Raw genomic sequence first — 23,756 nt, 5'->3', positions numbered from 1 at the left:
TTATAATAAATCATTTTCTGTGAGTTCTGCTATTTTCATTAAAGCTTTTAATGTTCCTATTTTTAAATCTTGATTACGATGAACTGGAATCGATAAAATTTGAGGTTTTCCTGATTTCTGATAAATATGATGACTTCCAGTAATCTTTTTTAAAGTCCATCCTTTTTTCTCAACTATTTTACACAATTTTTTACCTGAAATAGATTTCATACTGTTATTTCGATAATTTTATCTTCTGATTCTAAAGCATCAACGTTATTAGCAACCTCTAACCATCCTTGAATCGCATCTTGTAAATTATTGGTTAATTCTTCCCAGGTATCCCCTTCAGTAATACATCCAGGTAATGCAGGAACTTCGGCCCAATATCCACCTTCTTCTGCTGTATGAACAATGACTTTAAATTTCATATTTTTTGAGTTCTGATACTATACTAACTATTATTGTAAGCTAAAAATAATTACTTGAGTAAAATATCCAGTGTAATTATGAAGTTTAACTATTATCCTGAAACTGATTCTCTTTATATTAGTTTATCTGATAAAAGTAGCGTTGATTCTCAAGAAATTGCCCCGAATATTGTTTTAGATTTGGATGAAGAAGGCAAGTTAGTTGGTATTGATATTGATCAAGCAAGTTTAACAGTTGATCTCACTCGTTTGGAAGCACAATCTTTACCGATTCAAGCAGTTAATTTAATTTGAGTCACTGTATAACTATGATTACCTTAAACCTTGATCCAGAATTAGAAAATAAAATACAACAAAACGCTAAGTTAAACGGTTTATCTGTTGAAAAATATATTCAAAGTTTGATTGAAAAAAGCTTAGAAATTAAAGATAAACGGCAATCAGACTCTTTAGAATATGAAGCATGGGAAGAAAAGTTAAATCAATTTGTTAATCGTTCGGTTGATGTTAATATTATATGATAAGATTATCTTACTGTTATACAAGTATAAGCATGAAACTAAATGTAATTTTAGAACCTAGCGATGAAGGGGGTTATACTGTTTATGTTCCCTCTCTTCCTGGTTGTATTAGTGAAGGAGATAATATTGAAGACGCTTTAAACAATATTAAAGAAGCAATTGAACTTTATTTAGAATCAGATGCTTATCCTATATTATTGGTATAATTAAGATAAAGTTGAGTGACAATATAACTATGATTACCTTAAACCTTGACCCTGAATTAGAAAATAAAATACAACAAGAAGCTAAGTTAAAAGGTTTATCTGTTGAAAAATACATTTCTTTTTTAATTCAAGAAAGCTTAGAAAATAAAGATAAACAGAAATCAGAAATTTTAGAATATGAAGCATGGGAAGAAAAGTTAAATCAATTTATTAATCGTTCGGTTGATGTTAATATTCAACCTTTATCAGATGAAGCGATTAGTCGAGAAAATATTTATACTATTACTGAATAATGTAAACCGCAATTTTACTTATTTTATAAATGATCTTAATTTTTTAAATACCTAGAAATACGATTGAAGACTAAATCAACTCTTGATTATCATAGGAAGATTAATCATATATCAAATAGCTTTTAACCATGACATCTGAAAACTTAAATGAACAACTACGTCAAGTAAGAGTTATTCAAAGAACGATTAATCGTTCAGTTAGAGATTTAATTACGGATTTTCAAAATACAACTATTATGATTCCTAAATATCAAAGGAGTTTTGTTTGGGATATTGCTAAACAGTGTCGTTTTATTGAATCAATTTTTATCAATATTCCTATCCCTGCTGTTTTTTTGTTAGAAAAATACGATGCAGAAAGAGAAACTAACATTTTTGAAATAATTGATGGTGTTCAACGTATTAGAACCATTGCTAATTTTGTAACCGGAATTTTAAAATTGAGTAATCTTGAAACTCTTCCTGATCTTAATCAAGCAACATTCTCATCTTTACCTCCACAAATAGCGTCTATATTTTGGGAAAGACAATTAAACACTATTATTATAGAAAGTGGGACACATCCAGAAATTCAATTTGAAGTTTTTGGAAGATTAAATCAGGGATCTGTATCACTTAATGCACAAGAACTTAGAAATTGTATGTTTCATGGTGAATTTAATGACTTTTTAATAGAGTGCAGTCATTTACCAGAGTATAGAGATATATTAAAGCCTTTTCCAAAATTTCGGTCTCCGAAAGAAGGAAAACCTGATAAAAATAGAATGCTTGATGTTGAATTAATATTACGCTTTTTTACTCTTTATGAAATGTATAGAAAAGATACGAACAAATATCCTGAAGTACGCACAGAAACTCTCAACCAATATATGAGACAAAGAATAGAAGCTTCAGAAAATTATAGAAGTCAAGAGGAATTAAAAGAATTATTGAATAAGGCTATAATAATAATTCAAAAAGTTTTTCAAGAAAATCATTTTAAAAATTTTCGAGTAAGCAAAACTAAAAGTGACGCTAAGTTTGGTAAGTCTTTAAATCAAGCAATTTTTGATGTACAAATGCTGAGTTTTTTAGATTATGAAATTCAAGATATAGAAGACAACGAGGAAATAATTTATGAAGAATTTTTAAGGTTATGTTCTTATGATAGAGATTTTCAAACTTCTGTATCTGCTTCAACTTCTACAACTATAAATGAAAGAATAGGTATTTGGAAAAATGTACTTGATTTAGTGATTCAACAACCCGAAGTTTACAAACACAATCTAGAATTGAAAAAAGATAAATTCTATAATTCTGAAGATGAATCACCAACTTGTCACTGTTGTCAAGAAACTATTAAGAGTTTTGAAGAGTCGGATTTAGTAGATGAAAAACTATACCATCGTTGGTGTTCTCCTAATTTAGAAGAAACTAAGATCATTAAAAGAAAATCAATTAATTCATCTGTTACTATGGAATTAAATGATAATAACTTTGAGTGTGATGATGCAACAGAAGCTTATCAAATTTTAATAGATTACATTCGGGAATATATTCAGTATGATGAGTATCAAGTAGAAAGATTTTCATCTTTAGACTTTGTTGGAAGTATTAGCAAATTAAGTAAAAATTCAAGTCAAAGAAATAAAAAATTTAAAAAATTTATTGAGACTGACTCAACTCTTTATATTGACATTAGTGGTGGACGAAATGATATTTTAAATCGAATGCAAGAAATTGTTTCTATGGTAAGTTTTATAGAAAATTTTAAGGTTATGTAACTTAGTAAGGTGGGCAAAATACCCACCCGACGGGGTTATTTAGGAACGACAAAGTTAACTAATTTTCCAGGGACAACAATCACCTTTTTAACCTCTTTTCCGTCTAAGTTTCGTTTACCGATATCGGACTCACGGGCTAATTTTTCTAACTCCTCTTTACTGGAATTAGCAGGTACTTGAATGGTTCCCCTAGTCTTACCCATAATTTGAATGACTAGGGTAATTTCATCTACCACTAAAGCATCGGGATTAACCTTCGGCCAAATTTGTAAATGGATTGAGTTTTTATGTCCCAAAATATGCCATAATTCCTCGGCAATATGAGGGGCAAATGGTGCAAGTAAAATTAATAAGGTTTCAATTCCCTCTTGATACACTCCAGAATTAATACATTTAGCATCATTTAAAGCATTACTTAACTTCATCAACTCTGAAACTGCCGTATTAAATTGATAGTCCCCTTCTAAGTCTTCGGATATCTCTTTAATAGCAGTATGGATGGCACGTCTTAAGTCTTTTTCCTCCTTGCTTAACTCCTTATTACTAATAACTTCGCCTTGCTTTTCTGCATAACCATTAACCAAACGCCACACCCGATTTAAAAAGCGAAATTGTCCTTCTACGTCTGCATCATCCCATTCTAAATCCTTCTCAGGAGGTGCTTTAAATAGGATGAACATTCTAGCCGTATCAGCCCCATATTTTCCTAATACTTTCTGAGGATCAACTCCATTATATTTAGACTTAGACATCTTCTCATAAAACACCTCTAAATCATCTCCCGTATCGGGATCTTTGGGACTTTCAGGGTTCACTTTATCCACAGGAATATACTTACCCGTTTTGGGGTTTTTATAGGCCATTGCTTGTACCATTCCCTGTGTCAAAAGACGCTTAAAAGGTTCATCCACATTCACTAAACCTCTGTCTCGCAATACTTTAGTAAAAAAGCGAGAATATAAGAGGTGTAAAATAGCGTGTTCAATACCTCCAACATATTGATCAACATTCATCCAATCATTGGCTTTTTCTAACTTAAATGCTGCTTGATCATTCATTGCATCCGTGTAACGTAAATAGTACCAAGAAGAATCAATAAAGGTGTCCATGGTATCCGTTTCACGCTTGGCCGGTTCCCCACAACTGGGACAAGGAACGTTGATCCAATCTTCCATTTTTGCCAAAGGAGAAGCCCCACGCCCCGTAAATTCGACATTTTCGGGCAATTTTACGGGTAAATCGGCATCAGGAACCGCCACCGTACCGCAACTGGGACAATGCACCACGGGAATAGGACAACCCCAATAACGCTGACGGGAAATTAACCAATCTCGCAAACGATACTGTATCCTTGCTTTACCGTAACCCTGTTTCTCTGCATGGTTAATAATGGCTGTTTTGCCTTCGGTGGACTGCATTCCGTCAAATTCCCCCGAATTCACCATAATTCCTGGTTCGGTATAAGCTTCTGTTAACGTGGGGTTTTTATCCTCCGAATTTTCAGGAACGATCACCACTTTGATCGGTAACTGTTTCTCTGTTGCAAACTTAAAGTCACGGGTATCATGGGCAGGTACACCCATCACCGCACCGGTACCATATTCATACAATACATAATCTGCAATCAAAATGGGAATTTCTTCGCCGTTAAAGGGGTTAATAGCAGTCCCTCCGGTTAATATCCCCCGTTTGGGTTTATCTTCTGCTGTGCGTTCGATTTCGCTTTCGTTGGAAACCTCTTCAATAAACGCTTCTACGGCTGCTTTTTGCCCCTCTGTGGTAACATTCAGGGTCAAAGGGTGTTCAGGGGCCAACACCACATAAGTCACCCCGTAAACCGTATCCGGACGGGTGGTAAAGACGGCGATTTTTTCCTCACTGCCCTTGACAGAAAACTCCAAATATGCACCGACAGACTTACCGATCCAGTTTTCCTGCATTAACTTAACGCGGTCCGGCCATCCTGACAGTTTATCCAAGTCCGTTAATAATTGTTCTGCATAGTCCGTAATTTTAAAGAACCACTGACGCAACAGTTTCCGTTCTACTTTAGCACCCGATCGCCAGGAATACCCCTCACTGTCCACTTGTTCATTGGCCAACACGGTTTGATCGATGGGGTCCCAGTTAACTGCTGCTTCCTTTTGATAAGCTAACCCTGCTTGATAAAATTGCAAGAATAACCATTGCGTCCATTTGTAGTAGTCTGGGGAACAGGTGGCCACCTCTCGGTCCCAGTCAATAGATAGTCCCAAAGTTTGCAGTTGTTGCTTCATTTGGGCAATATTTTTATAGGTCCAGTCTGCGGGGGGAATATTGCGATCGATGGCTGCATTTTCCGCCGGAAGTCCGAACGCATCCCACCCCATCGGATGTAAGACTCGGTATCCTTGCAATCGTTTGAGACGGGCGATAACATCTGTAATAACATAGTTGCGAACATGGCCCATGTGTAGGTTTCCCGACGGGTAGGGAAACATGGATAAGGCGTAAAATTTGGGTTTATCGCTGTTTTCTGGGGTTTTGTCTAACCCCTGTTTAACCCAGTCTTGTTGCCATTTTTGTTCGATCGCTGCTGCGTTATATTGGGACTCCACGAATATTCTCCACTGCTATTTCCATGATCAATTATCCCTGATCTCATTCAGTTATCGGTTATCAGGTTTTGTTTTTGAGAGGCGATCGCTATACTTACAATTGATCATTTTAAAAATGGCCTTGATTTAAAACTTTGTTTAAAGATGGACTAGAATCATCTATTAAGATTTGTATTTTATCGATCATTCGTTGAAATACATCAGGATAGTATTGAGAAGAATCCAAAAAATCTTCATATTCTTTTCGATACTTACGTCTTGCTTCAGGAGTTTTATATTTTTGTCTAATATTAGAGGACATTCGCTTTGATTTGCGTACTATCAAAACATCATCTATCTGTGTAGAGACAATTGATACAGGTGTCATATCAAGAAATTCACAAATTAAAAAATACAAGGAACTAGGAACAGCGATTTTCAAATCTTTACTGGTTGCAACTGCTTCTTGGAACATTGTTTTATCTAAGTTTGTTTTACATTCTGCACAAACATAACCGAGATGAGATTCAATAAGTTGATATTTTTCAAAATCTTCATCAAAAGATGTTTTCATGTACAGTTTTTTCCCTAGGATAAAATCTTGATCTTTAGACCGAATATTAGGAAAACCTCCATCTCCATAATTACCAACAGATGATAAAAAACTCAGTCCGGCAAATGTATTTCTAGGGCCGAGTTCAAAAGATGGATCGATTCCTTTCAAACTACGAAAAACAAGCTGAGGTAAAAACTCTTCTAAGATTGTATTATCTAATTTCAATTGCCCTTTTTGTCTATAAAGAAAATTATCAGGACTATCAAAAATCAGATCAAGTTCAATAAACCGTTTATATTTATTAGTAGCTTTTACTAAATTGTCTACTGTATTGGGTTGACTAGATTCAACTGACTCAAGATCATTAATCCATTCGTGATATTTATTTATAGCTTCTTGTAATCTTTCTTTATCAGCATTAGGTAAGCGAGAATTATTTAAACAAGCTATTAATTTTGAATAATGTGGACGGGGTAATTCAGTCATCTTCTTAGTAACTTTTAATAATGTTAATTTATTGTATTATATTTCCCAATCCCATTATATCTAATCGTGGAGTTTTCTTAATTTCATTTACTTTTTCAATAGCACTATCCAGATAAATTTTATTTTTACTAGAAACTTTAGTCAGGGATTGCTTTAATATATCATAAGCAGTCTCTCTGGCAATTTTTTCTAGAGATTCTTGTTTGCACTCAATCCCCAAATTAGAGAAGTTTATTATATCTTCTCTAATCATTGTTCCAAACTTATTCTTGAAACTTCTTTTTTGTCTTAAAGCTTTTTTAAATAACCCAGATTCAGTAGCAATTCTTTCAATGATATCACTATTATAAAAAGGAACTCCAAGAACATTTGATTGATGTCCAATAATAAATACAACTCTTGCATTTTCGTTACATACTCTAGATAATTCTCCTAGAGTATCTGCCATATCTAAACAATATTGTATAACAGTATAAAACCTATTTCCTCGATTTGCTCTATTAGAACCAATTTCTGATTTTGCTATTTTTAATAAATTCCATCCTAACATTTCAGCCGATTTTCTGTAATTTTGATGATAGTTAAAAACATTAATATAAGGAGGTGATGTAACAATAAAATCAATTTTATTATTTTCTATCGGAAGGGATCTTGCATCTGATAAATAAACTTTAATTAATTTATGAGAATAAGGTAAACTTTCGACCATTCTCACTAAATCATTAAATTTACATTGTATTAATTCATTAGTCACTTTATTACTACCAACATCTAAACTAATTATCAAAGCATCAAATAATATTTTTAGCTCTTTACTCAGTTGATTCCTGATTTTTAATAACTTTTGATCAAAGTTTTTTATCTCTTCGTCTAAACCATTTAAAATTCTAAAAGGAAATTCCTGATCTAAAATTTTTCTCATTTTATTAACAGATATTTTCCGATCATAATTATTAATTAATTCATAGGTTTTACTAAGTAACCAGGCTGCCGGATTAAGTTCAATTCCATAAGCCTCAAACCCTAAAAAACTAGCCTCTAATAGAACAGTTCCACTACCAGAAAATGGGTCAAGTATAACTGAATCAGGTAAACAGTATTCCTTTAAAATAGTTTCAATCAATTGAGGTGAAAATTGTCCTCGCCAAGTCAATAAATTCGCTCTTTTTTTATTTGTTATATCTAAAAGTTTTTGCGAAATAGGTTGCTCAAAATTTTTCAATTTTTAATTATCTCCTTTATAGTAAACTTTATTGTTAAAGGATATCCTAACTCTGCACGAACTTCTAAACAAGCAATAATAGCATCTTTAATATTATTTAATGCTTCTTCTTTTGTGTCACCTTGACTAAGACAACAGGAATACTTGGACATTCAACAACCCAAATATCATCTTCATCTTGTTCAAGAATTACATTGAATTTCATCTTGTTTAGCTAAATTTTAAAACTACCTTTTAGTGTAGCATAAATTTTCAAGGACATAATATTATGCCCCTACGGTAATGATAATCTTTCGTAGGGGTTTAACACTGTTAAACCCTATATATATTCTTTTTATTGATTATTGTCTGAAGGAGATAAACGATCTAATATTTCAGTCATCTTTGCTTGTCTTTCTTCTATTTGATCAAACCGTCGATAAAAATCTGATTGTACTTCATAAAAATCAGACATAGAACGAGTTAATTGTCCTAATAATTGATAAATACCTTTTCTATCTTTTTGCCATTCTTTTTGAAATGATGCAAAATTATCGGTTAATGCTTCAATTGCACGGGCGTTAGATTCAATCAATTTTTTTAAATCTTCATCAGACATGGTTTAACCTCCTATGTGATATATTTTTATTGTAATTCTTTTGGTAAATTTGTGGGGCGATTTTCACATCAACTAAAGGATAAAGGCATAATAATATTATGCTCCTACGGTAATTATAATGTTTTTGTAGGGGTTTAACACTGTTAAACCCACACAAGGTTAAACCCTATATATTAAGATCAGTGCTTAGTTTTATTCCTCTGTATTCAAAGATGAATTAAGTTGCTCAACTTCTTGTAAAGTTAATCCCGTTAGTTTAGCAATATCCTCAAGATTCATGTTATTTCTGAGCATATTTAAAGCAATACTTTTGGTTGCTTTTTCTTCTCCTTTCTTTTCTCCTCTTTTTTCTCCTTTAACTTCACCTTCATGGAAAATTTCTTGATAAATAACTGATTCTTTCATAATGTCACTCCTAAGAATTCGTTTAATACTGTCTTGATCTAATTTTAACCCAGATAGAATAGCTGTGGATGCACTAATATCACTTTGTCTTTGTTTATTAGGCATACTATCAATAATAAGAGCAATTTGGGTTAAAGTTTCTCTGGGGTTATCAGTGCGAGTGAGTACAGCAAAAGGTAATAAACCTGAGTTATTCATAAAGCTATCTGTTGGTTGTTCCCACAGACGAATAACATTAAATTGATGACGTAAATTAGTTAATTCAAAAGTATTTTGATTTACTAATTCTGAATTACTAGGTTTCAAATAAATTACCACTTGATACATTTCTTTATTGGGATAACGACGATAAACCCGTAAACGATAGTCAGTCATCCGAAAAGGTATGTCTTCATCCGGTGAGGTTTGAAATTCAATATGTAACACAATATCATCTGATTGCAAAAAGATTAAAGAATCTGCTCTAATAGGATTTAATGACAGTTCTGTGGGTTTTAATTCTGTGAGTTCAATGGGTTCATTTAATAACCAGTTCGCAAAGTCACGACTAAATCTTTCTGCTAAGAATTTACAAACATTATCGTACATTAGAAACAAGAATAAGTTAACAGTATGAGGGCATAATATTATTATAACCGTACGGTAATGATAATGTTTCGTAGGGGTTTAACAGTGTTAAACCCACACACTGTTAAACCCGATATATTAAGATCAGTGCTTAGTTTTATTCCTATGTATTCAAAGATGAATTAAGTTGCTCAATTTCTTGTAAACTTAATCCCGTTAGTTTAGCAATATCCTCAAGATTCATGTTATTTCTGAGCATATTTAAAGCAATATTTTTAGTTGCTTTTTGTTCTCCTTCTTTTTCTCCTTTAACTTCCCCTTCATGGAAAATTTCTTGATAAATAACTGACTCTTTCATAATGTCACTCCTAAGAATTCGTTTAATACTGTCTTGATCTAATTTTAACCCAGATAGAATAGCTGTGGATGCACTAATATCACTTTGTCTTTGTTTATTAGGCATACTATCAATAATAAGAGCAATTTGGGTTAAAGTTTCTCTGGGGTTATCAGTGCGAGTGAGTACAGCAAAAGGTAATAAACCTGAGTTATTCATAAAGCTATCTGTTGGTTGTTCCCACAGACGAATAACATTAAATTGATGACGTAAATTAGTTAATTCAAAAGTATTTTGATTTACTAATTCTGAATTACTAGGTTTCAAATAAATTACCACTTGATACATTTCTTTATTGGGATAACGACGATAAACCCGTAAACGATAGTCAGTCATCCGAAAAGGTATGTCTTCATCCGGTGAGGTTTGAAATTCAATATGTAACACAATATCATCTGATTGCAAAAAGATTAAAGAATCTGCTCTAATAGGATTTAATGACAGTTCTGTGGGTTTTAATTCTGTGAGTTCAATGGGTTCATTTAATAACCAGTTCGCAAAGTCACGACTAAATCTTTCTGCTAAGAATTTACAAACATTATCGTACATTAGAAACAACTATCAAGGGAACAGTAGGGGCATAATATTATTATGCCCCTACAATAATTTTAACTCTCCTAAGATAGATTAATATTAATTTTCTCGATCAAAGCCAAATTTATCTTTAATTTCAGCGTTGAAATACTGTCCTTTTGAAGGGGCTTTTTCTAAACCGTCATAGACAGATTTTGGAACGTCATGATATTGATAAATCCCCCCATGAGAAAACTCAACTCTCAGAACTTTTTTATCTGCATCATAGTCAAAAGATTTGATGGCATAACTATAATTTTTGAGTAAGGGGAAAGCAATGACATCCCGAATACTAGCAGAATCAGTTAATAACATAATTAGGCGATCAATCCCAATTCCTAAGCCACCAGTCGGGGGCATTCCATACTCTAATGCGGTTAAGAAATCTTCGTCAACGCTATGGGCTTCTAAGTCACCAGCTGCTTTTTGTTCGGCTTGTTTTTCTAGTCTATTTCTTTGATCAATAGGATCAGTTAATTCAGAAAAACTATTAGCTAATTCTCGCCCGACAATGTATAATTCAAAGCGTTCTACTAATCCTTGTTTACTACGGTGAGGTTTAGCTAAGGGAGATATTTCTACAGGAAAATCGAGAATAAAAGTGGGTTGAATTAAGGTTTCTTCTACCGTTTGCTCAAACACTTCATTGAGTAATTTTCCTAAACTTTGACAAGTTTCTGGAACGTCTAAACCCGCTTCTTTAACAGCTGTTTTTGCAGTTTCAAAGTCTTTAAATTGTTCAAAATCTAGACCACTTTTTTCTTTAACAATGTCATGCATGGTTACCCGTCTCCAAGGAGTTGATAAATCAATTTCTTCCCCTTGATAAGTAATCTTTAAGGTGCCTAAAACCTCTTCTGCTGCTGTGGTAATAATGGCTTCGGTAAGCTCCATCATATCATTATAATCAGCGTAAGCTTGATAGAGTTCAATGGAGGTAAATTCGGGGTTATGTTTGGTTGAAACCCCTTCATTACGAAAAATTCTCCCCATTTCAAAAACTTTTTCAAACCCCCCTACAATTAACCGCTTCAGATGCAATTCTGTGGCAATCCTTAGATATAAATCCATCTCTAAGGTGTTATGATAGGTGATGAAGGGACGGGCTTCTGCCCCTCCTGCTTCTGACTGTAAAACAGGGGTTTCTATTTCTATAAAACCCTGGTTATCTAAGTAACGTCTAATAGAGGCAGTAATTTCTGCACGACGACGAAAGGTTTGTCTAACTTGGGGGTTAACAATTAAGTCCACATACCGTTGACGGTAACGTTTTTCTGTATCCGTTAAACCGTGCCATTTATCGGGTAAGGGTAATAAGGATTTTGTTAAGATTGTGTACTCTTTAACTTTAACAGAAAGCTCACCTTTTTCGGTTCTTTTAATACTTCCTTTTACCCCGATAATATCTCCTGTATCCGTCAATTTTTTGAGGTGATTAAAAGCACTTTCCAACTCACTCATGTGAGCCTGAATTTCTTTTTTATCCAGATATAATTGAATGGTTCCAGTTTCGTCTTGTAGGTTGAAAAAAGCTAGTTTTCCAAAGACACGACGGGCGATAATTCTACCTGCGATCGCAACATCAACGTCGACTTCTTCTCCATCCTTTAAAGTAACATATTTATCCTGTAAGGTGGCAGCATCATGGGTAGATTGCCATTGATAGGCATAAGGAATTAAGCCTAATTGTTTCAACTGTTCTACTTTTTCGAGGCGTGTGGCGCGAATTTCGTCTAAACTAGAGGCTGAATGGGGTTCCCGTTGAGGTTGATTGGAAGACATTGTTAAGGTATCTCAGAAAAAAGCAAATAATGGTTATTTTTATGGTCAAATAAAGGCTAATTTGAATTAGCTTAACTATTATATCGTGCTGACCTAAGAATAAGCTTCTATTTTTTGACTATTTTTTAGATTTTAATCTTGATAAGATAATCAATAATCCATTCTCAAATGAGCTAGTTTGTAAGTGTTCAGCTATCAGCCATCAGCTATATTCTCATAACACTGTTCGCGCTTAGGGGAAAGTTCGCTCTCGGAACTGCTGAACGCTGAACGCTGACTGCTTACTAATTTAAGTTGATTTTTTCTGGTGCAAGATATCAGTTTAACCATTACATGGTCAGAAATTCTCTTTTAATTTTTGCTCGGTATTATTGCTACAATTTCTTACCAAAATCCTCGTTTTCCACTGGGCATCACCGTTCGCCAATTGGTTTTTGCCACCGATAATTGAGCCTCGGTAATTCTCGCCGAACTTAAATCAACGCCACACAGATTTGCCCCTTGTAAATTAGCATAAGTTAAATTTGCCCCTTGTAAATTAGCTCCCCTTAAATCCGCTCCATTTAAGTTAGCATAACCCAAATAAGCCTCACTGAGATTCGCATTTTTCATGATTGCTTGGGTTAAATCGCTTCTTCCGAGGTCTGCCCGACATAATTCGGCCCCTTGCAAATTAATTCGGCTTAATTTAGCTTGGTAACAATTAATTCCGGGTAAAAAAGCCTTCGATAAATTCAGTTCATTTAATTCTTGATTCGTAAAGTCTCTACGGCCCTTTTCATAGGCAGCTAATAAAGTTTTTTCTTGCCATTTTTTCTTCTTTTTCTTAGCCGTTGTCGCATCAGCACCAGAGGCGGTTTTTGTTGCGCTACGACGACGACTAGAAGCTTGTCCGTGAGCAATGTTATAACTAGCATTGGCCGCCCCAGGACCTGCACCCTTAACACTCGTAGACACTGATGAGTGATTCTCTGTCGATGCCGAAGAAAGGGGACTTCCTCGAGAAATATAGGTGTTAGGACTGCCCATGCTTCTAGTGGGTGGGGATGAACTGACTAAACCGGTACTCACCGAAGAGTTGGGACTCGATGCGCTACTAGGAGTCTTAAACCCTGTAATCATCGTCGTCATACTGTCTTGCATCCCCTGTTCATAAGGAGCCATGGCCATGGCATCTAACACCTGTTCGGCTGACTTGTAGCGATGTTTAACCGAGACTTCTAACATTTTTTTGAGAACTTTCGCTAAAGAGTCACTAATGTCAACATAAGGTTCCCAGGCAATTTCCCCGGTTTCGGGGTCACAACCGATATCTTTGGGGGTTTTGGCCGTTAATAAGTACACACAAGTCACCCCCACTGCATAAATGTCACTGGCATAAACTGGCCGCATGGCCATTTGTTCAGGCGGCGCAAAACCGGCTGTTCCTACAGCAAACGCAGTAAAGGCGGTTTGAGTATTATTGGCCACCATAGAGTTAACCTGATTTTTTACCGCTCCAAAGTCAATTAAGACCAGTTTACGGTCTTTTTGAGAGCGGATGAGGTTAGCCGGTTTGATATCGCGGTGAATGACTTTTTGAGAATGGATATACTCGAGAATGGGTAAAATTTCTGTCAAAAACTGTTTAACCCCCGCCTCGCTAAAGGGTCCTTTTTTCTTCACCTCTTGATGAAGGTTATACCCTTTAACGTATTCTTGAACCAGATAAAATTCTTTGTTTTGTTCAAAATAGTCTAATAATCTGGGGACTTGAGGATGGTTGCCCACTTTACCTAAGGTTTCTGCTTCTCGTTCAAACAATTCTTTAGCCATTTTATAGACTTGGGGGTCATCAGTGGCCGGCCGTAACTGTTTGACGACACATATCGGGTTGCCTGGAAGGGATAAGTCAGCAGCCCCAAAGGTAGCCCCGAAGCCACCTTTGCCAAGAATGCCTAAAGGTTGATAACGATTGTTTAATCGCAGTTGAGAACCGCAAGATTGACAAACCGCCACATTATTGGGGTTTTTGGGTTGGGCGCACGATGGGTTTACACAGTAGCTCATTCACTCTTACCGATGTCACAATTATGGAGTTTGACCAATCGGATGCAAAAAGGGGTCAAGATTACCGTCCTTCGGTCATCTAGTTTTAATATTCCCCAATTTTGTCTCAAAGTAACAGGTATACCACTACGCGAAAGGCAAAAGGCACTCATGCAAAAGGCAAAAGTAAGCTGAGACTAAGTTTCGACAGTTGAGGATGTCCTACCTTATGCTTCGACTGCTATAAGTGTAGAGAGTCAGAGGAGATAGGTTAATTGTAGAATTACTATCCCCTCATAGTCGACTTAATCAATAGAAATGGTTTGAGGACCGCTACCGTTATCTTTTGTATGATCGGTATAGGTAAAGTCGGTCATGCCTTGTTGTTGTAGCCAGCTTTTTAAGGGATCTTCTGAAAGTTTGAGCTTGAGCGTGCCAGAAACCAGCCCCCCAGTAAAAGCGAGGGGTTGCTGTAAAAATTCTTTGAAAATGGGTTGTAATTCATCGAGAAACATGATAATCCTCCTTGTTAACTTTAAACTGACTCTGAGGCGAATAACCTCCTTTTAAATGTTAAGTTAATTTAAGTAGTTAAGCGCGTTATTGGGTCATTATTTCCTCATGTCTGTCACTAAAGATACCTCGAAGTCTCTTAATTTCGGCTTGCTAGGCCTCGTTATTTTTCTCGCTGTCATTGTTATTTGGATAGGGGTTAGGGTATTTTTGCCTGATGTTCCTACGGTTTTTGCCGGGAACCAACCCGATAATTTAGGGGTAACCGATGGAAAGTTACATCCTTGTCCGAGTACCCCCAATTGTGTGAATTCTCAAAGCACCGATGCAGAACATTCTATTAAACCTTTAACCTATAAAGGGAATAGTATTGAAGCGATCGCACAATTAAAGGACATCCTTAATCAACAAGAAAGAACTGAAATTATTTCGGGAACTGATAATTATCTTTATGCTCAATTTACCAGTCATTGGATGGGGTTTGTTGATGATGTAGAATTTTTTGTTAATGAAAATCAAGGGGTTATTGATGTTCGTTCGGCTTCTCGTTTAGGAGAGTCTGATTTAGGGGTAAATCGTGAACGAATTGAAACCATTAGACAGGAGTTTCAATCAAATTAATTATTGAGCAAGGTGGGCATTGCCCACCCTACAGTTTAGGTTCAATCTATGTTAGAAATTATTATTGATACCATTGAAAATAGTCCCAATCAGCGTATTACTTTTGCTGATTATATGAACTTGGTTTTATATCATCCAGAGCAAGGTTATTATAGTTCGGGAAAGGTCAACATTGGCTCTGAAGGGGATTTTTTTACCGCTTCTTCCCTAGGCTCAGATTTTGGTGAATTATTAGCAGAACAGTTTAAAGAAATGTCAGAATTTTTAACTTATTCTGATTCTTTTAATTTAATAGAAGTTGGCGCAGGAACAGGTAATTTAGCCGCTGATATTTTAACCTATTTGAAAGAAAAACATTCTAATTTTTATCACCAAGTTCATTACATAATCATAGAAGAATCACAGGCATTAATTAAAGAACAGCAAAATAAGTTAAAAGATTTTGATAAAATAACCTGGAAATCTTGGCAAGATATTCCTAAAAACTCAATCACTGGCTGTATTTTTAGTAATGAATTGATTGATGCTTTTCCTGTTCATAAAGTAACCAAACAAAATAAACAGTTAAAAGAAATATATGTCACTTGGCAAGATAACCAACTAAAAGAAATTGCTGAAGAAATATCAACCCCTCAGTTGTTAGACTATTTTAAATTAATCGATATCGATATCACCAAAGATAACTATCCAGAAAACTATCGGACAGAAGTTAATTTAAAAGCTTTAGATTGGTTAAAAATTGTTTCAGAAAAACTCAATATAGGTTATGTATTAACTATAGATTATGGTTATGATGCTTCAAAATATTATCATGCCCAACGGTATCAAGGAACCCTAAACTGTTATTATAAACATCGTCATCATCATAATCCCTATGTCAATTTAGGAGAACAAGATATGACGGCTCATGTGGATTTTACCGCCTTAGAAAAACAGGGAAACTTGTTAGGATTAGAAACAGTCGGATTGACCCAACAAGGCTTATTTTTAATGGCCTTAGGACTGGGCGATCGCTTAGCAGCATTGTCCAATGGTCATTATAGTTTACCCCAAATTTTGCAGCGTCGAGATGCCCTACATCAATTAATTAATCCCACTGGTTTAGGCGGGTTTAAAGTGTTAATTCAAAGCAAAAAAATAGATAACAATCAATCCCTCAAAGGTTTGAAAGAAAACCTGATGTAATATGAAAATATTAAAGTTTATAGCGATCGCAGCGTTGGTAATTTTGGTAATTTGGCTGGTTAATCATTACGGTATCACCCAATTACGGCAACAAGTGGAACGGTTGGGGGTGTGGGCCCCGTTAGGAATTTTTCTGCTACGGTTTACCAGTGTCGTCATTCCGGCCTTACCAGGAACCGCCTATTCTGTGTTATCGGGGGCATTATTAGGCTTTACCCAAGGTCTTTTAGTCATTTGTATTGCTGATTTACTCTCTTGTTCGTTAAGCTTCTTTTTATCAAGACGATATGGCCGCACCTTAGTTGAGCGAGTGGTAGGCGTAAAATTTATTGACCGAATTGATAGGTTAAGTCAACGTCACTTAGAACGGAATTTTTTCTTACTAACCGGCTGTTTAATGACAGGGTTTTTTGACTTTGTTTGCTATGGTGTCGGTTTAACAAAAGCCCCTTGGTTTAAATTTGCCCCGGCATTGGTGATCAGTATTGCCATTTCTAACCCCCCTATCGTCGCCCTAGGGGCTGGGCTATTAGAAGGGGGAAAACTCTTGTTAGGGTTAGCTTTATTGGGGGTTTTTGTCCTGGCCATGATCACAGGATTAATACAACGAACTCACCTGTCTGATGTGAGGGAACAGGGAAAAGGGAACGGGCAGCAGTAATTAAGGGTTTTCTTCTTCAATGTCAATGGTTTCCTCAATTTCGGCCGGCTTTTTCATCACTAAAGGCTTTTTCTCTAGTTCGGGTAAAGCGATTAATTCCCGTTGATGTTGTCTGACGGGGGTAGGCATTAACATGGGTAAGGGTTCAGTTTCATCGCGCCAGTAAGTGGCCACCGGTAGGGTATGTTCTAAATCTTCTAGGAGTCTGGGAATAACCATCATGGCGTGTAATTCGCCAATTTTCTCCGCTTCGTGCATTCCGGCTTCGATAGCGACGGCAACATTAGCCACGGAACCGCGAATAATGGCAGTACAGAGTCCATCCCCAATAATTTCGTAAGAGGCCAACTGAACATCAGCCGATTTTAACATGGCATCAGCAGCCCCTACCATAGCCGGAAAACCTCTGGTTTCGAGGAGTCCAATGGAACGATTACTGAGACGACTGTAACCCTGTTGTTGTTGAGCAATTTCCACTAAATGACTACCAATAGGGAAAACGGCCTCTAAATTGGGCATGGGGCGAGCAATAACCAACTTAGAAATTAATTGACCGAATTTTTCGGCAGTTTTTGCCCCTTCTTCTACAGCCAGACGAACATTAGCCACTTTACCCCGTACAATGGCGGTACAGTGTCCACTGCCAATTTTTTCATAGCCCACTAGGGTGACTTCTGCTGATTTGAGCATCATATCGGCGGTTCCCACAATGGCCGGAAAACTATGGGTAGAAATCAGGCCAAGTGCGCTATCACTGGGTAAGTGGGATGATTTCATGCGAGGTTGTGGAGCATAACGGTGGTTAGACTTGGCAAGGCTGGTCATGTAATCTTGTCCGTATCGATGGGTAGGTAGAGCTTAATAACTTACTATAAAATTTTCTTTATCTATTTCTATTGTAGTTGATATTTTATCGTGATCTCGCCAGAATACCCTAATGTTGTCGAGTCCATATAGACTTATCCCTTTTTTGAACAGAACTTTTTGCTCCCGAAAAAAGCATTTAGTCATCAGGGTTCAGCAGTCAGTGTTATATGAAAAGCGCACCTAGGCTGATGGCTGAGAGATGATAGCTTGTTAAAGTATCATTAAAATTTCCCCATAACTTCTTGAGAACTTATCCGAAATGAGAAAAGAATCGATAAAATAAGGGGGGTTGGTAGTTAATAACGATATTCTAACTAAGGGAATCAACCCCCTTAAGGTTGAACTTCTCGGTCTATGTCAGAAAAATCCATCAGATGACACTGACATAATGACAATTCGGGTGGGTTTTATTATCTAACCTTGCCAATGAAATCGAAAAACGTCCCTCGAGGTTGCTACTGGTTATGCTTCTTGAATCATTACAGTCCACAGTTGGAGAGGTTAACATTTTTTCAACATCGGATCTCTTCTTACGTCAGCGTCTAAAATTAGTCGAAAGTTTATGGGAATCAGTATTAAAGGCTGAATGTGGTCAAGAATTAGTGGACCTATTGGAGAACTTACGAAAAATTTGCTCGCCGGAAGGACAAGTTACCGATAAACCGAAAACCTCTATCAATGAACTCATCGAAGGGTTAGAACTTAACGAGGCCATCCGCGCAGCCAGAGCGTTTGCCCTCTATTTTCAATTAATCAATATTGTTGAACAACATTACGAACAAAGGGATCAACAATTAAACCGACGGGCAACCTATCAAGAATCAGAAAAAGCCCGAAACAACCACGCCACCGAAGAAAATAAGGGGAATGGTTCGGTAGGAGCCGATTTATTAGAAAAAGCCTTAGTGGGAGGCACGGAAAATCAAGAAAAAGGCGGAACCTTTCACTGGTTATTCCCCCAATTAAAACGGTTAAATGTCCCCCCCCAACAAATTCAACGGTTATTAGAACAACTGGATATCCGCCTCGTTTTTACCGCTCACCCCACGGAAATTGTTCGTCATACTATCCGCCTCAAACAAAGACGCATCGCTACCTTACTGAGACGTTTAGACCAAGCAGAAGAGGCGTTTCGGGGCATGGGGCTAAGCAGTTCCTGGGAAGCAGAATCGATTATTGAGCAACTCAACGAAGAGATCCGTCTCTGGTGGCGGACTGATGAGTTGCATCAGTTTAAACCCAGTGTTCTTGACGAAGTCGATTATACGTTACACTATTTCGATGAAGTATTATGTGACGCACTGCCCCAACTGTCTCAACGACTACAACAGGCTCTAAAAGCCAATTTTCCCAGAATTAAACCCCCACATAATAACTTCTGTCGCTTTGGATCGTGGGTAGGAGGCGATCGCGATGGTAACCCCTTTGTCACCCCAGACGTAACCTGGCGAACCGCTTGTTATCAACGTAATCTAATTTTAGAAAAATATTTAATGGCGGTTGAAGACTTAACCGAGATTTTAAGCTCATCCTTGCATTGGAGTAATGTCTCTCAGGATCTCCTCGACTCCTTAGAACGCGATCGCGTGGCTATGCCTGAAATTTATGATGACTTAGCCATCCGTTATCGTCAAGAACCCTATCGTCTCAAATTAGCTTATATCGAAAAACGCTTAGAAACCACCCGCGATCGCAACAACCATCTGGCCAACCCAGAAAAACGACAAATTTTAACCGAAGAAACCCCCGCCAATATCTACCATTCTGGGGCAGAATTTGAAGCAGAATTACAACTGATTAAGCGGAATTTAGAAGAAACTGGCTTAAAATGCCAAGCCCTTGAAAATCTCATTTTTCAAGCGCAAATGTTCGGCTTTACCCTCACTCAACTCGATTTCCGTCAAGAATCTTCCCGTCACTCGGAAACCATCGAAGTCATTGCCAATTATTTAAACGTCTTACCCCGTCCCTATGGCGAACTATCGGAGACAGAAAAGGTCAATTGGTTAATTGGAGAACTACAAACCCGTCGTCCTCTGATTCCCATGGAAATGCCATTCGATGAGAAAACCATCGAAACCATTGAAACCATGCGGATGTTGCGCTATCTTCAGCAAGAGTTTGGTGTCGAAATTTGTCAAACCTATATCATCAGCATGACCAACGATGTCAGCGATGTGTTAGAAGTATTGTTATTAGCCAAAGAAGCAGGACTTTACGACCCCGGCACCAGTACCACCACCATCCGTATTGTTCCCCTATTTGAGACGGTAGACGACTTAAAACGGGCCCCAGAGATTATGGATGCGTTGTTTAAGTTACCCTTATATCGGGCTGCTTTGGCCGGGGGTTACGACTACTTAGACGAAGCTAAAAAAGACAAATTATCCCCCCCTGAGTTACAACCAGCCAACCTACAAGAAATTATGGTCGGTTATTCCGACAGTAATAAAGATTCTGGTTTCTTAAGCAGTAACTGGGAAATTCATAAGGCCCAAAAATCCTTACAAAAAGTGGCAGAACCCTACGGTTTAGCCTTAAGACTATTTCATGGTCGTGGGGGTTCCGTGGGACGCGGTGGGGGTCCTGCTTACGCCGCTATTTTAGCCCAACCCACCGGCACCATTAACGGACGCATCAAAATCACCGAACAAGGGGAAGTGTTAGCGTCTAAATACTCCTTACCAGAACTGGCTTTATATAACCTAGAAACGGCAACCACGGCAGTGATTCAAGCGAGTTTGCTGGGCAGTGGGTTCGATGATATTGTTCCTTGGAACGAAATTATGGAAGAGTTGGCCAGTAGTGCCAGAAAAGCCTATCGGAGTTTGATTTATGAACAACCAGACTTCTTAGACTTCTTCCTATCCGTTACCCCTATCCCCGAAATTAGCCAATTACAGATTAGTTCTCGTCCGGCTAGACGCAAAAGTGGTAAAAAAGATTTAAGTACCTTACGGGCAATTCCTTGGGTGTTTAGTTGGACTCAAAGTCGTTTTCTTTTGCCGGCTTGGTATGGAGTGGGAACCGCATTAGAAAGCTTTTTGCAACAACAACCGGATGAAAATTTGAAGTTACTGAGATATTTTTACTTGAAATGGCCGTTCTTTAAAATGGTAATTTCTAAAGTAGAAATGACCCTTTCTAAAGTGGATTTACAAATTGCTCACCACTATGTTGAAGAACTCTCTCAACCAGAAGATATAGAACGATTTGAAAAGGTATTCGGGCAAATTTCCCAAGAGTATCATCGGACTCGTGACATCATTTTAAGCATTAATGAACAACCGAAATTATTAGAAGGCGATGCCGGTTTACAGCGATCAGTACAGTTAAGAAATGGAACCATTGTTCCGCTCGGTTTCTTACAAGTGTCTCTCTTAAAACGGTTACGTCAATATACCCGTCAAGCAGAGTCTGGGGTCATTCATTTCCGTTACTCCAAAGAAGAATTATTACGGGGTGCATTGTTAACCATTAATGGTATTGCTGCTGGTATGCGGAATACTGGTTGATGGAATAAAAATAGATATTAAAATTGATGATCGGTATAATTAATTATTTATGACTGATTATCAATTTTTTTTATGGGCAATCGTTTTAATTTTATTGAAATTGTCGATTTACTGATCAGATTATTTCTGATTGGATTATTGATTTTTTGGTGTTTTCTCCTTATTCGTCCTTTTTTGGGTATTCTGCTGTGGGGAATTATTTTGGCGATCGCTATTTTCCCTGTTTTTTTGTGGTTAAAAAACCGTTTAGGAGGCCGTAGGAAATTAGCCGGAGTTCTGCTTATTTTATTGGGTATTGCCGTCATTGTCGGACCAGTGAGTTTTGTGGCCACTATTTTTGTTGGCAATGCTCAAACCTTTGCTGATAATATTGCTTCTGGTAGCTTAAAGGTTCCTCCTCCCCCGGAAGGGGTGGAAAAATGGCCGATTCTCGGAAACTATATTGATCAACTTTGGACCTCAGCATCAAATAATTTAGTATCAGCATTAAGTAAATTTCAACCCCAATTAGAAGGATTAGCAAAAAACTTATTATTTTTTGCTGGTAATATGGGTTTGGTCTTATTGAAGTTTATTCTCTCTATTATTGTTGCCGGCATTTTAACCATTAATTCAAAACAATTAAACAGAAGAATTAAACGAGTTTTTATCCGTATTACACCCCAACAAGGGGAAGCATTTTTACAACTTGCTACTGCTACTATTCGAGGGGTAACACGGGGTATTATTGGGGTTTCTTTGATACAAAGTCTTCTCGTTGGTATTGGTTTAATGCTTGCAGGAATGCCATTATCGGGTTTATTAACCGTACTATCTTTAGTTTTATGTATTCTTCAAATTGGCCTAGGTCCAGTCGTTTTTCCCTCCATTATCTTTGCCTGGTACACCATGGGAACTCTCAAAGCATTATTATTAACGATTTGGCTAATTTTCTGCACATTAATAGATAATATACTTAAACCGATTTTTATGTCTCAAGGTGTCTCGGTTCCTATTCTTATCATTTTTATCGGTGTTTTAGGAGGAAGTCTTCTTCATGGAATTTTAGGCTTATTTATTGGTCCGGTAGTCCTTAGTTTGGGTTATGAGTTACTATTAGCTTGGGTTAAACAAGATATTAAACCGATTTTAAATAATGGGAAGTCTAACAACTCTAATGAGTGATAACTAAATCATGAGTAGCCATTTTTTAGTTATCTTTATTGTGAGAAAAAGCCCGATAAAATTAATGAGACTCTACAAGTTGATATAAACGTTTTAACTCATCATCTAGGGTATTCTTCGGCATTTGCTCTGTTGCCCGATTATACCAATATTTAGCATTACTTAAATCTCCTTCTACTCGATGTAAATAACCGTGAATGAGACAAGATAGATTATCCGAATAAGATTGAACAATTTCATGAGATTCGTCCCATTTTCCTGCTTTAGCTAAATCTAATGCTTTGAGATGATCACAAGACATTTTTTACTCCTAATGGTTAACTAACGCTTAATCATTGTAGGGGCATAATAATATTATGCCCTTACAACTTATATAGGTTCTAACTGTTTCAAAAAGATTAACAAATAAATAAGAAATTGTATTAACTCTAGTTTTTGCTAAAATAAATACTATTATACTATTAGTATCAAACAATGAGTAAAGTTATGTCAGAAGAATTAGTCAATAGCATATTAATGGGTGACTGTAGAGAGGTAATGAAAAAAGTTTCTAACAACTATGTATCTGCTTGTATTACTGATCCTCCCTACAATTACGAATTTATTGGTCATAAATGGGATAACTCAGAAATTCAAAGACGTATGAAAAAAGTTAATAATAAAAACAGCAAAACATTGGTTAAAAATATACCCTATGGTAGTGGTTTAGCTGGCGGAGTTCGTAATAAGAAATGGTATCAAAGAAACCGTGAGAATATTCTAGATTATGAGCATTGGTGTTTTCAATGGGGAGAACAACTTTTTCGGATTTGTAAACCTGGTGCTACTGTTTTAATCTTTAATAGTA

General features: G+C 36.6%; 22 protein-coding genes and 3 pseudogenes. 11 read left to right on the top strand and 14 right to left on the bottom strand.

Annotated elements, in window-relative coordinates; all coding sequences use genetic code 11:
* On the bottom strand, positions 1-210 hold the full coding sequence (locus tag C4E06_RS02955) for a type II toxin-antitoxin system HicA family toxin (protein ID WP_107666737.1): 210 nt from the start codon (positions 208-210) through the stop codon (positions 1-3).
* Positions 207-410, bottom strand: coding sequence for a type II toxin-antitoxin system HicB family antitoxin (locus tag C4E06_RS02950; protein ID WP_107666736.1), 204 nt, complete (start codon positions 408-410; stop codon positions 207-209). The genes C4E06_RS02955 and C4E06_RS02950 overlap by 4 nt, the downstream gene beginning before the upstream one ends.
* Positions 411-488: 78 nt before the next feature.
* Here C4E06_RS02950 and C4E06_RS02945 point away from each other — a divergent pair, with 78 nt between their 5' ends.
* The 5 genes from C4E06_RS02945 to C4E06_RS02925 all read left to right on the top strand — a co-directional run bounded on the left by C4E06_RS02945 (position 489) and on the right by C4E06_RS02925 (position 3,193).
* Positions 489-704, top strand: coding sequence for a DUF2283 domain-containing protein (locus C4E06_RS02945; protein WP_107666735.1), 216 nt, complete (start codon positions 489-491; stop codon positions 702-704).
* Positions 705-718: 14 nt separating this feature from the next.
* Positions 719-931 (top strand): hypothetical protein, encoded by a 213-nt coding sequence (locus C4E06_RS02940; protein WP_107666734.1) that lies wholly within the window; start codon positions 719-721, stop codon positions 929-931.
* 32 nt (positions 932-963) lie between these two features.
* Positions 964-1,137, top strand: coding sequence for a type II toxin-antitoxin system HicB family antitoxin (locus C4E06_RS02935; protein WP_107666733.1), 174 nt, complete (start codon positions 964-966; stop codon positions 1,135-1,137).
* Between the two features lie 29 nt (positions 1,138-1,166).
* Positions 1,167-1,430: a hypothetical protein gene (locus C4E06_RS02930; RefSeq protein WP_107666732.1), complete on the top strand. Its 264-nt coding sequence runs from the start codon at positions 1,167-1,169 to the stop codon at positions 1,428-1,430.
* Between the two features lie 128 nt (positions 1,431-1,558).
* Positions 1,559-3,193 (top strand): DUF262 domain-containing protein, encoded by a 1,635-nt coding sequence (locus C4E06_RS02925; protein WP_107666731.1) that lies wholly within the window; start codon positions 1,559-1,561, stop codon positions 3,191-3,193.
* Between the two features lie 35 nt (positions 3,194-3,228).
* On the opposite strand, the gene leuS is transcribed toward C4E06_RS02925, so the two are convergent.
* The 10 genes and pseudogenes from leuS to C4E06_RS02875 all read right to left on the bottom strand — a co-directional run bounded on the left by leuS (position 3,229) and on the right by C4E06_RS02875 (position 14,898).
* Positions 3,229-5,790 carry a leucine--tRNA ligase gene (gene leuS, locus C4E06_RS02920; RefSeq protein ID WP_107666730.1) on the bottom strand — a complete coding sequence of 854 codons (2,562 nt, stop codon included), beginning with the start codon at positions 5,788-5,790 and terminating at the stop codon, positions 3,229-3,231.
* 109 nt (positions 5,791-5,899) lie between these two features.
* Entirely contained in the window at positions 5,900-6,811 is a 912-nt protein-coding gene (locus C4E06_RS02915) for a Bpu10I family restriction endonuclease (protein WP_107666729.1), read from the bottom strand.
* A gap of 28 nt (positions 6,812-6,839) precedes the next feature.
* Positions 6,840-8,033 carry a DNA methyltransferase gene (locus C4E06_RS02910; RefSeq protein WP_107666728.1) on the bottom strand — a complete coding sequence of 398 codons (1,194 nt, stop codon included), beginning with the start codon at positions 8,031-8,033 and terminating at the stop codon, positions 6,840-6,842.
* A pseudogene (locus tag C4E06_RS29430) lies at positions 8,030-8,238 on the bottom strand (type II toxin-antitoxin system HicB family antitoxin). Before C4E06_RS29430 ends, C4E06_RS02910 begins: the two are co-directional and overlap by 4 nt.
* 129 nt (positions 8,239-8,367) lie before the next feature.
* Positions 8,368-8,601 (bottom strand): annotated as a pseudogene (locus tag C4E06_RS02900) (hypothetical protein); the annotation flags it as partial.
* 222 nt (positions 8,602-8,823) lie between these two features.
* Positions 8,824-9,624, bottom strand: coding sequence for an Rpn family recombination-promoting nuclease/putative transposase (locus C4E06_RS02895; RefSeq protein ID WP_107666726.1), 801 nt, complete (start codon positions 9,622-9,624; stop codon positions 8,824-8,826).
* A 142-nt stretch (positions 9,625-9,766) separates the two neighbouring features.
* On the bottom strand, positions 9,767-10,549 hold the full coding sequence (locus C4E06_RS02890) for an Rpn family recombination-promoting nuclease/putative transposase (RefSeq protein ID WP_107666725.1): 783 nt from the start codon (positions 10,547-10,549) through the stop codon (positions 9,767-9,769).
* Between the two features lie 84 nt (positions 10,550-10,633).
* Entirely contained in the window at positions 10,634-12,355 is a 1,722-nt protein-coding gene (gene lysS, locus C4E06_RS02885; RefSeq protein WP_107666724.1) for a lysine--tRNA ligase, read from the bottom strand.
* 384 nt (positions 12,356-12,739) lie between these two features.
* A complete protein-coding gene (locus C4E06_RS02880; protein WP_107666723.1) occupies positions 12,740-14,404 on the bottom strand; it encodes a serine/threonine-protein kinase in 1,665 nt (554 codons plus the stop codon).
* 284 nt (positions 14,405-14,688) lie between these two features.
* The gene (locus C4E06_RS02875) at positions 14,689-14,898 is read right to left on the bottom strand and encodes a hypothetical protein (protein WP_107666722.1); all 210 of its coding nucleotides are present in this window, start codon (positions 14,896-14,898) and stop codon (positions 14,689-14,691) included.
* Positions 14,899-15,004: 106 nt separating this feature from the next.
* Between C4E06_RS02875 and C4E06_RS02870 the strand changes: the two genes are divergently transcribed.
* Genes C4E06_RS02870 through C4E06_RS02860 form a run of 3 tightly spaced genes read left to right on the top strand, consistent with a single transcriptional unit; the run spans position 15,005 to position 17,363 of the window.
* Positions 15,005-15,517 (top strand): DUF1499 domain-containing protein, encoded by a 513-nt coding sequence (locus C4E06_RS02870; RefSeq protein WP_107666721.1) that lies wholly within the window; start codon positions 15,005-15,007, stop codon positions 15,515-15,517.
* A 48-nt stretch (positions 15,518-15,565) separates the two neighbouring features.
* On the top strand, positions 15,566-16,702 hold the full coding sequence (locus C4E06_RS02865; RefSeq protein WP_107666720.1) for a class I SAM-dependent methyltransferase: 1,137 nt from the start codon (positions 15,566-15,568) through the stop codon (positions 16,700-16,702).
* Position 16,703: 1 nt separating this feature from the next.
* On the top strand, positions 16,704-17,363 hold the full coding sequence (locus tag C4E06_RS02860; protein ID WP_107666719.1) for a TVP38/TMEM64 family protein: 660 nt from the start codon (positions 16,704-16,706) through the stop codon (positions 17,361-17,363).
* On the opposite strand, the gene C4E06_RS02855 is transcribed toward C4E06_RS02860, so the two are convergent.
* Positions 17,364-18,188 (bottom strand): carbon dioxide-concentrating mechanism protein, encoded by an 825-nt coding sequence (locus C4E06_RS02855; RefSeq protein ID WP_107666718.1) that lies wholly within the window; start codon positions 18,186-18,188, stop codon positions 17,364-17,366.
* A gap of 506 nt (positions 18,189-18,694) precedes the next feature.
* Between C4E06_RS02855 and ppc the strand changes: the two genes are divergently transcribed.
* Entirely contained in the window at positions 18,695-21,745 is a 3,051-nt protein-coding gene (ppc, locus tag C4E06_RS02850) for a phosphoenolpyruvate carboxylase (RefSeq protein WP_107666717.1), read from the top strand.
* Positions 21,746-21,817: 72 nt separating this feature from the next.
* Entirely contained in the window at positions 21,818-22,909 is a 1,092-nt protein-coding gene (locus C4E06_RS02845; RefSeq protein ID WP_107666716.1) for an AI-2E family transporter, read from the top strand.
* Positions 22,910-22,970: 61 nt separating this feature from the next.
* Here the strand turns inward: C4E06_RS02845 and C4E06_RS02840 are convergent, their stop codons facing one another.
* Entirely contained in the window at positions 22,971-23,210 is a 240-nt protein-coding gene (locus C4E06_RS02840; protein ID WP_107666715.1) for a hypothetical protein, read from the bottom strand.
* Between the two features lie 173 nt (positions 23,211-23,383).
* On the opposite strand from C4E06_RS02840, the pseudogene C4E06_RS02835 reads away from it, so the two are divergent.
* Positions 23,384-23,756 (top strand): annotated as a pseudogene (locus tag C4E06_RS02835) (site-specific DNA-methyltransferase); the annotation flags it as partial.

The organism is Cyanothece sp. BG0011, from assembly GCF_003013815.1.
Taxonomy (GTDB): Bacteria; Cyanobacteriota; Cyanobacteriia; order Cyanobacteriales; family Microcystaceae; genus Crocosphaera.
The sequence above is the reverse complement of the archived record's forward strand: the minus strand, read 5'-3'. Positions and strand labels throughout refer to the sequence as shown.

Bases quoted from the DNA above. Each gene is read 5' to 3' on its own strand.
- C4E06_RS02955 (WP_107666737.1), bottom strand. From the start codon at position 210: ATGAAATCTATTTCAGGTAAAAAATTGTGTAAAATAGTTGAGAAAAAA.
- C4E06_RS02950 (WP_107666736.1), bottom strand. From the start codon at position 410: ATGAAATTTAAAGTCATTGTTCATACAGCAGAAGAAGGTGGATATTGG.
- C4E06_RS02945 (WP_107666735.1), top strand. From the start codon at position 489: ATGAAGTTTAACTATTATCCTGAAACTGATTCTCTTTATATTAGTTTA.
- C4E06_RS02940 (WP_107666734.1), top strand. From the start codon at position 719: ATGATTACCTTAAACCTTGATCCAGAATTAGAAAATAAAATACAACAA.
- C4E06_RS02935 (WP_107666733.1), top strand. From the start codon at position 964: ATGAAACTAAATGTAATTTTAGAACCTAGCGATGAAGGGGGTTATACT.
- C4E06_RS02930 (WP_107666732.1), top strand. From the start codon at position 1,167: ATGATTACCTTAAACCTTGACCCTGAATTAGAAAATAAAATACAACAA.
- C4E06_RS02925 (WP_107666731.1), top strand. From the start codon at position 1,559: ATGACATCTGAAAACTTAAATGAACAACTACGTCAAGTAAGAGTTATT.
- C4E06_RS02915 (WP_107666729.1), bottom strand. From the start codon at position 6,811: ATGACTGAATTACCCCGTCCACATTATTCAAAATTAATAGCTTGTTTA.
- C4E06_RS02895 (WP_107666726.1), bottom strand. From the start codon at position 9,624: ATGTACGATAATGTTTGTAAATTCTTAGCAGAAAGATTTAGTCGTGAC.
- C4E06_RS02890 (WP_107666725.1), bottom strand. From the start codon at position 10,549: ATGTACGATAATGTTTGTAAATTCTTAGCAGAAAGATTTAGTCGTGAC.
- lysS (WP_107666724.1), bottom strand. From the start codon at position 12,355: ATGTCTTCCAATCAACCTCAACGGGAACCCCATTCAGCCTCTAGTTTA.
- C4E06_RS02880 (WP_107666723.1), bottom strand. From the start codon at position 14,404: ATGAGCTACTGTGTAAACCCATCGTGCGCCCAACCCAAAAACCCCAAT.
- C4E06_RS02875 (WP_107666722.1), bottom strand. From the start codon at position 14,898: ATGTTTCTCGATGAATTACAACCCATTTTCAAAGAATTTTTACAGCAA.
- C4E06_RS02870 (WP_107666721.1), top strand. From the start codon at position 15,005: ATGTCTGTCACTAAAGATACCTCGAAGTCTCTTAATTTCGGCTTGCTA.
- C4E06_RS02865 (WP_107666720.1), top strand. From the start codon at position 15,566: ATGTTAGAAATTATTATTGATACCATTGAAAATAGTCCCAATCAGCGT.
- C4E06_RS02860 (WP_107666719.1), top strand. From the start codon at position 16,704: ATGAAAATATTAAAGTTTATAGCGATCGCAGCGTTGGTAATTTTGGTA.
- C4E06_RS02855 (WP_107666718.1), bottom strand. From the start codon at position 18,188: ATGACCAGCCTTGCCAAGTCTAACCACCGTTATGCTCCACAACCTCGC.
- ppc (WP_107666717.1), top strand. From the start codon at position 18,695: ATGCTTCTTGAATCATTACAGTCCACAGTTGGAGAGGTTAACATTTTT.
- C4E06_RS02845 (WP_107666716.1), top strand. From the start codon at position 21,818: ATGGGCAATCGTTTTAATTTTATTGAAATTGTCGATTTACTGATCAGA.
- C4E06_RS02840 (WP_107666715.1), bottom strand. From the start codon at position 23,210: ATGTCTTGTGATCATCTCAAAGCATTAGATTTAGCTAAAGCAGGAAAA.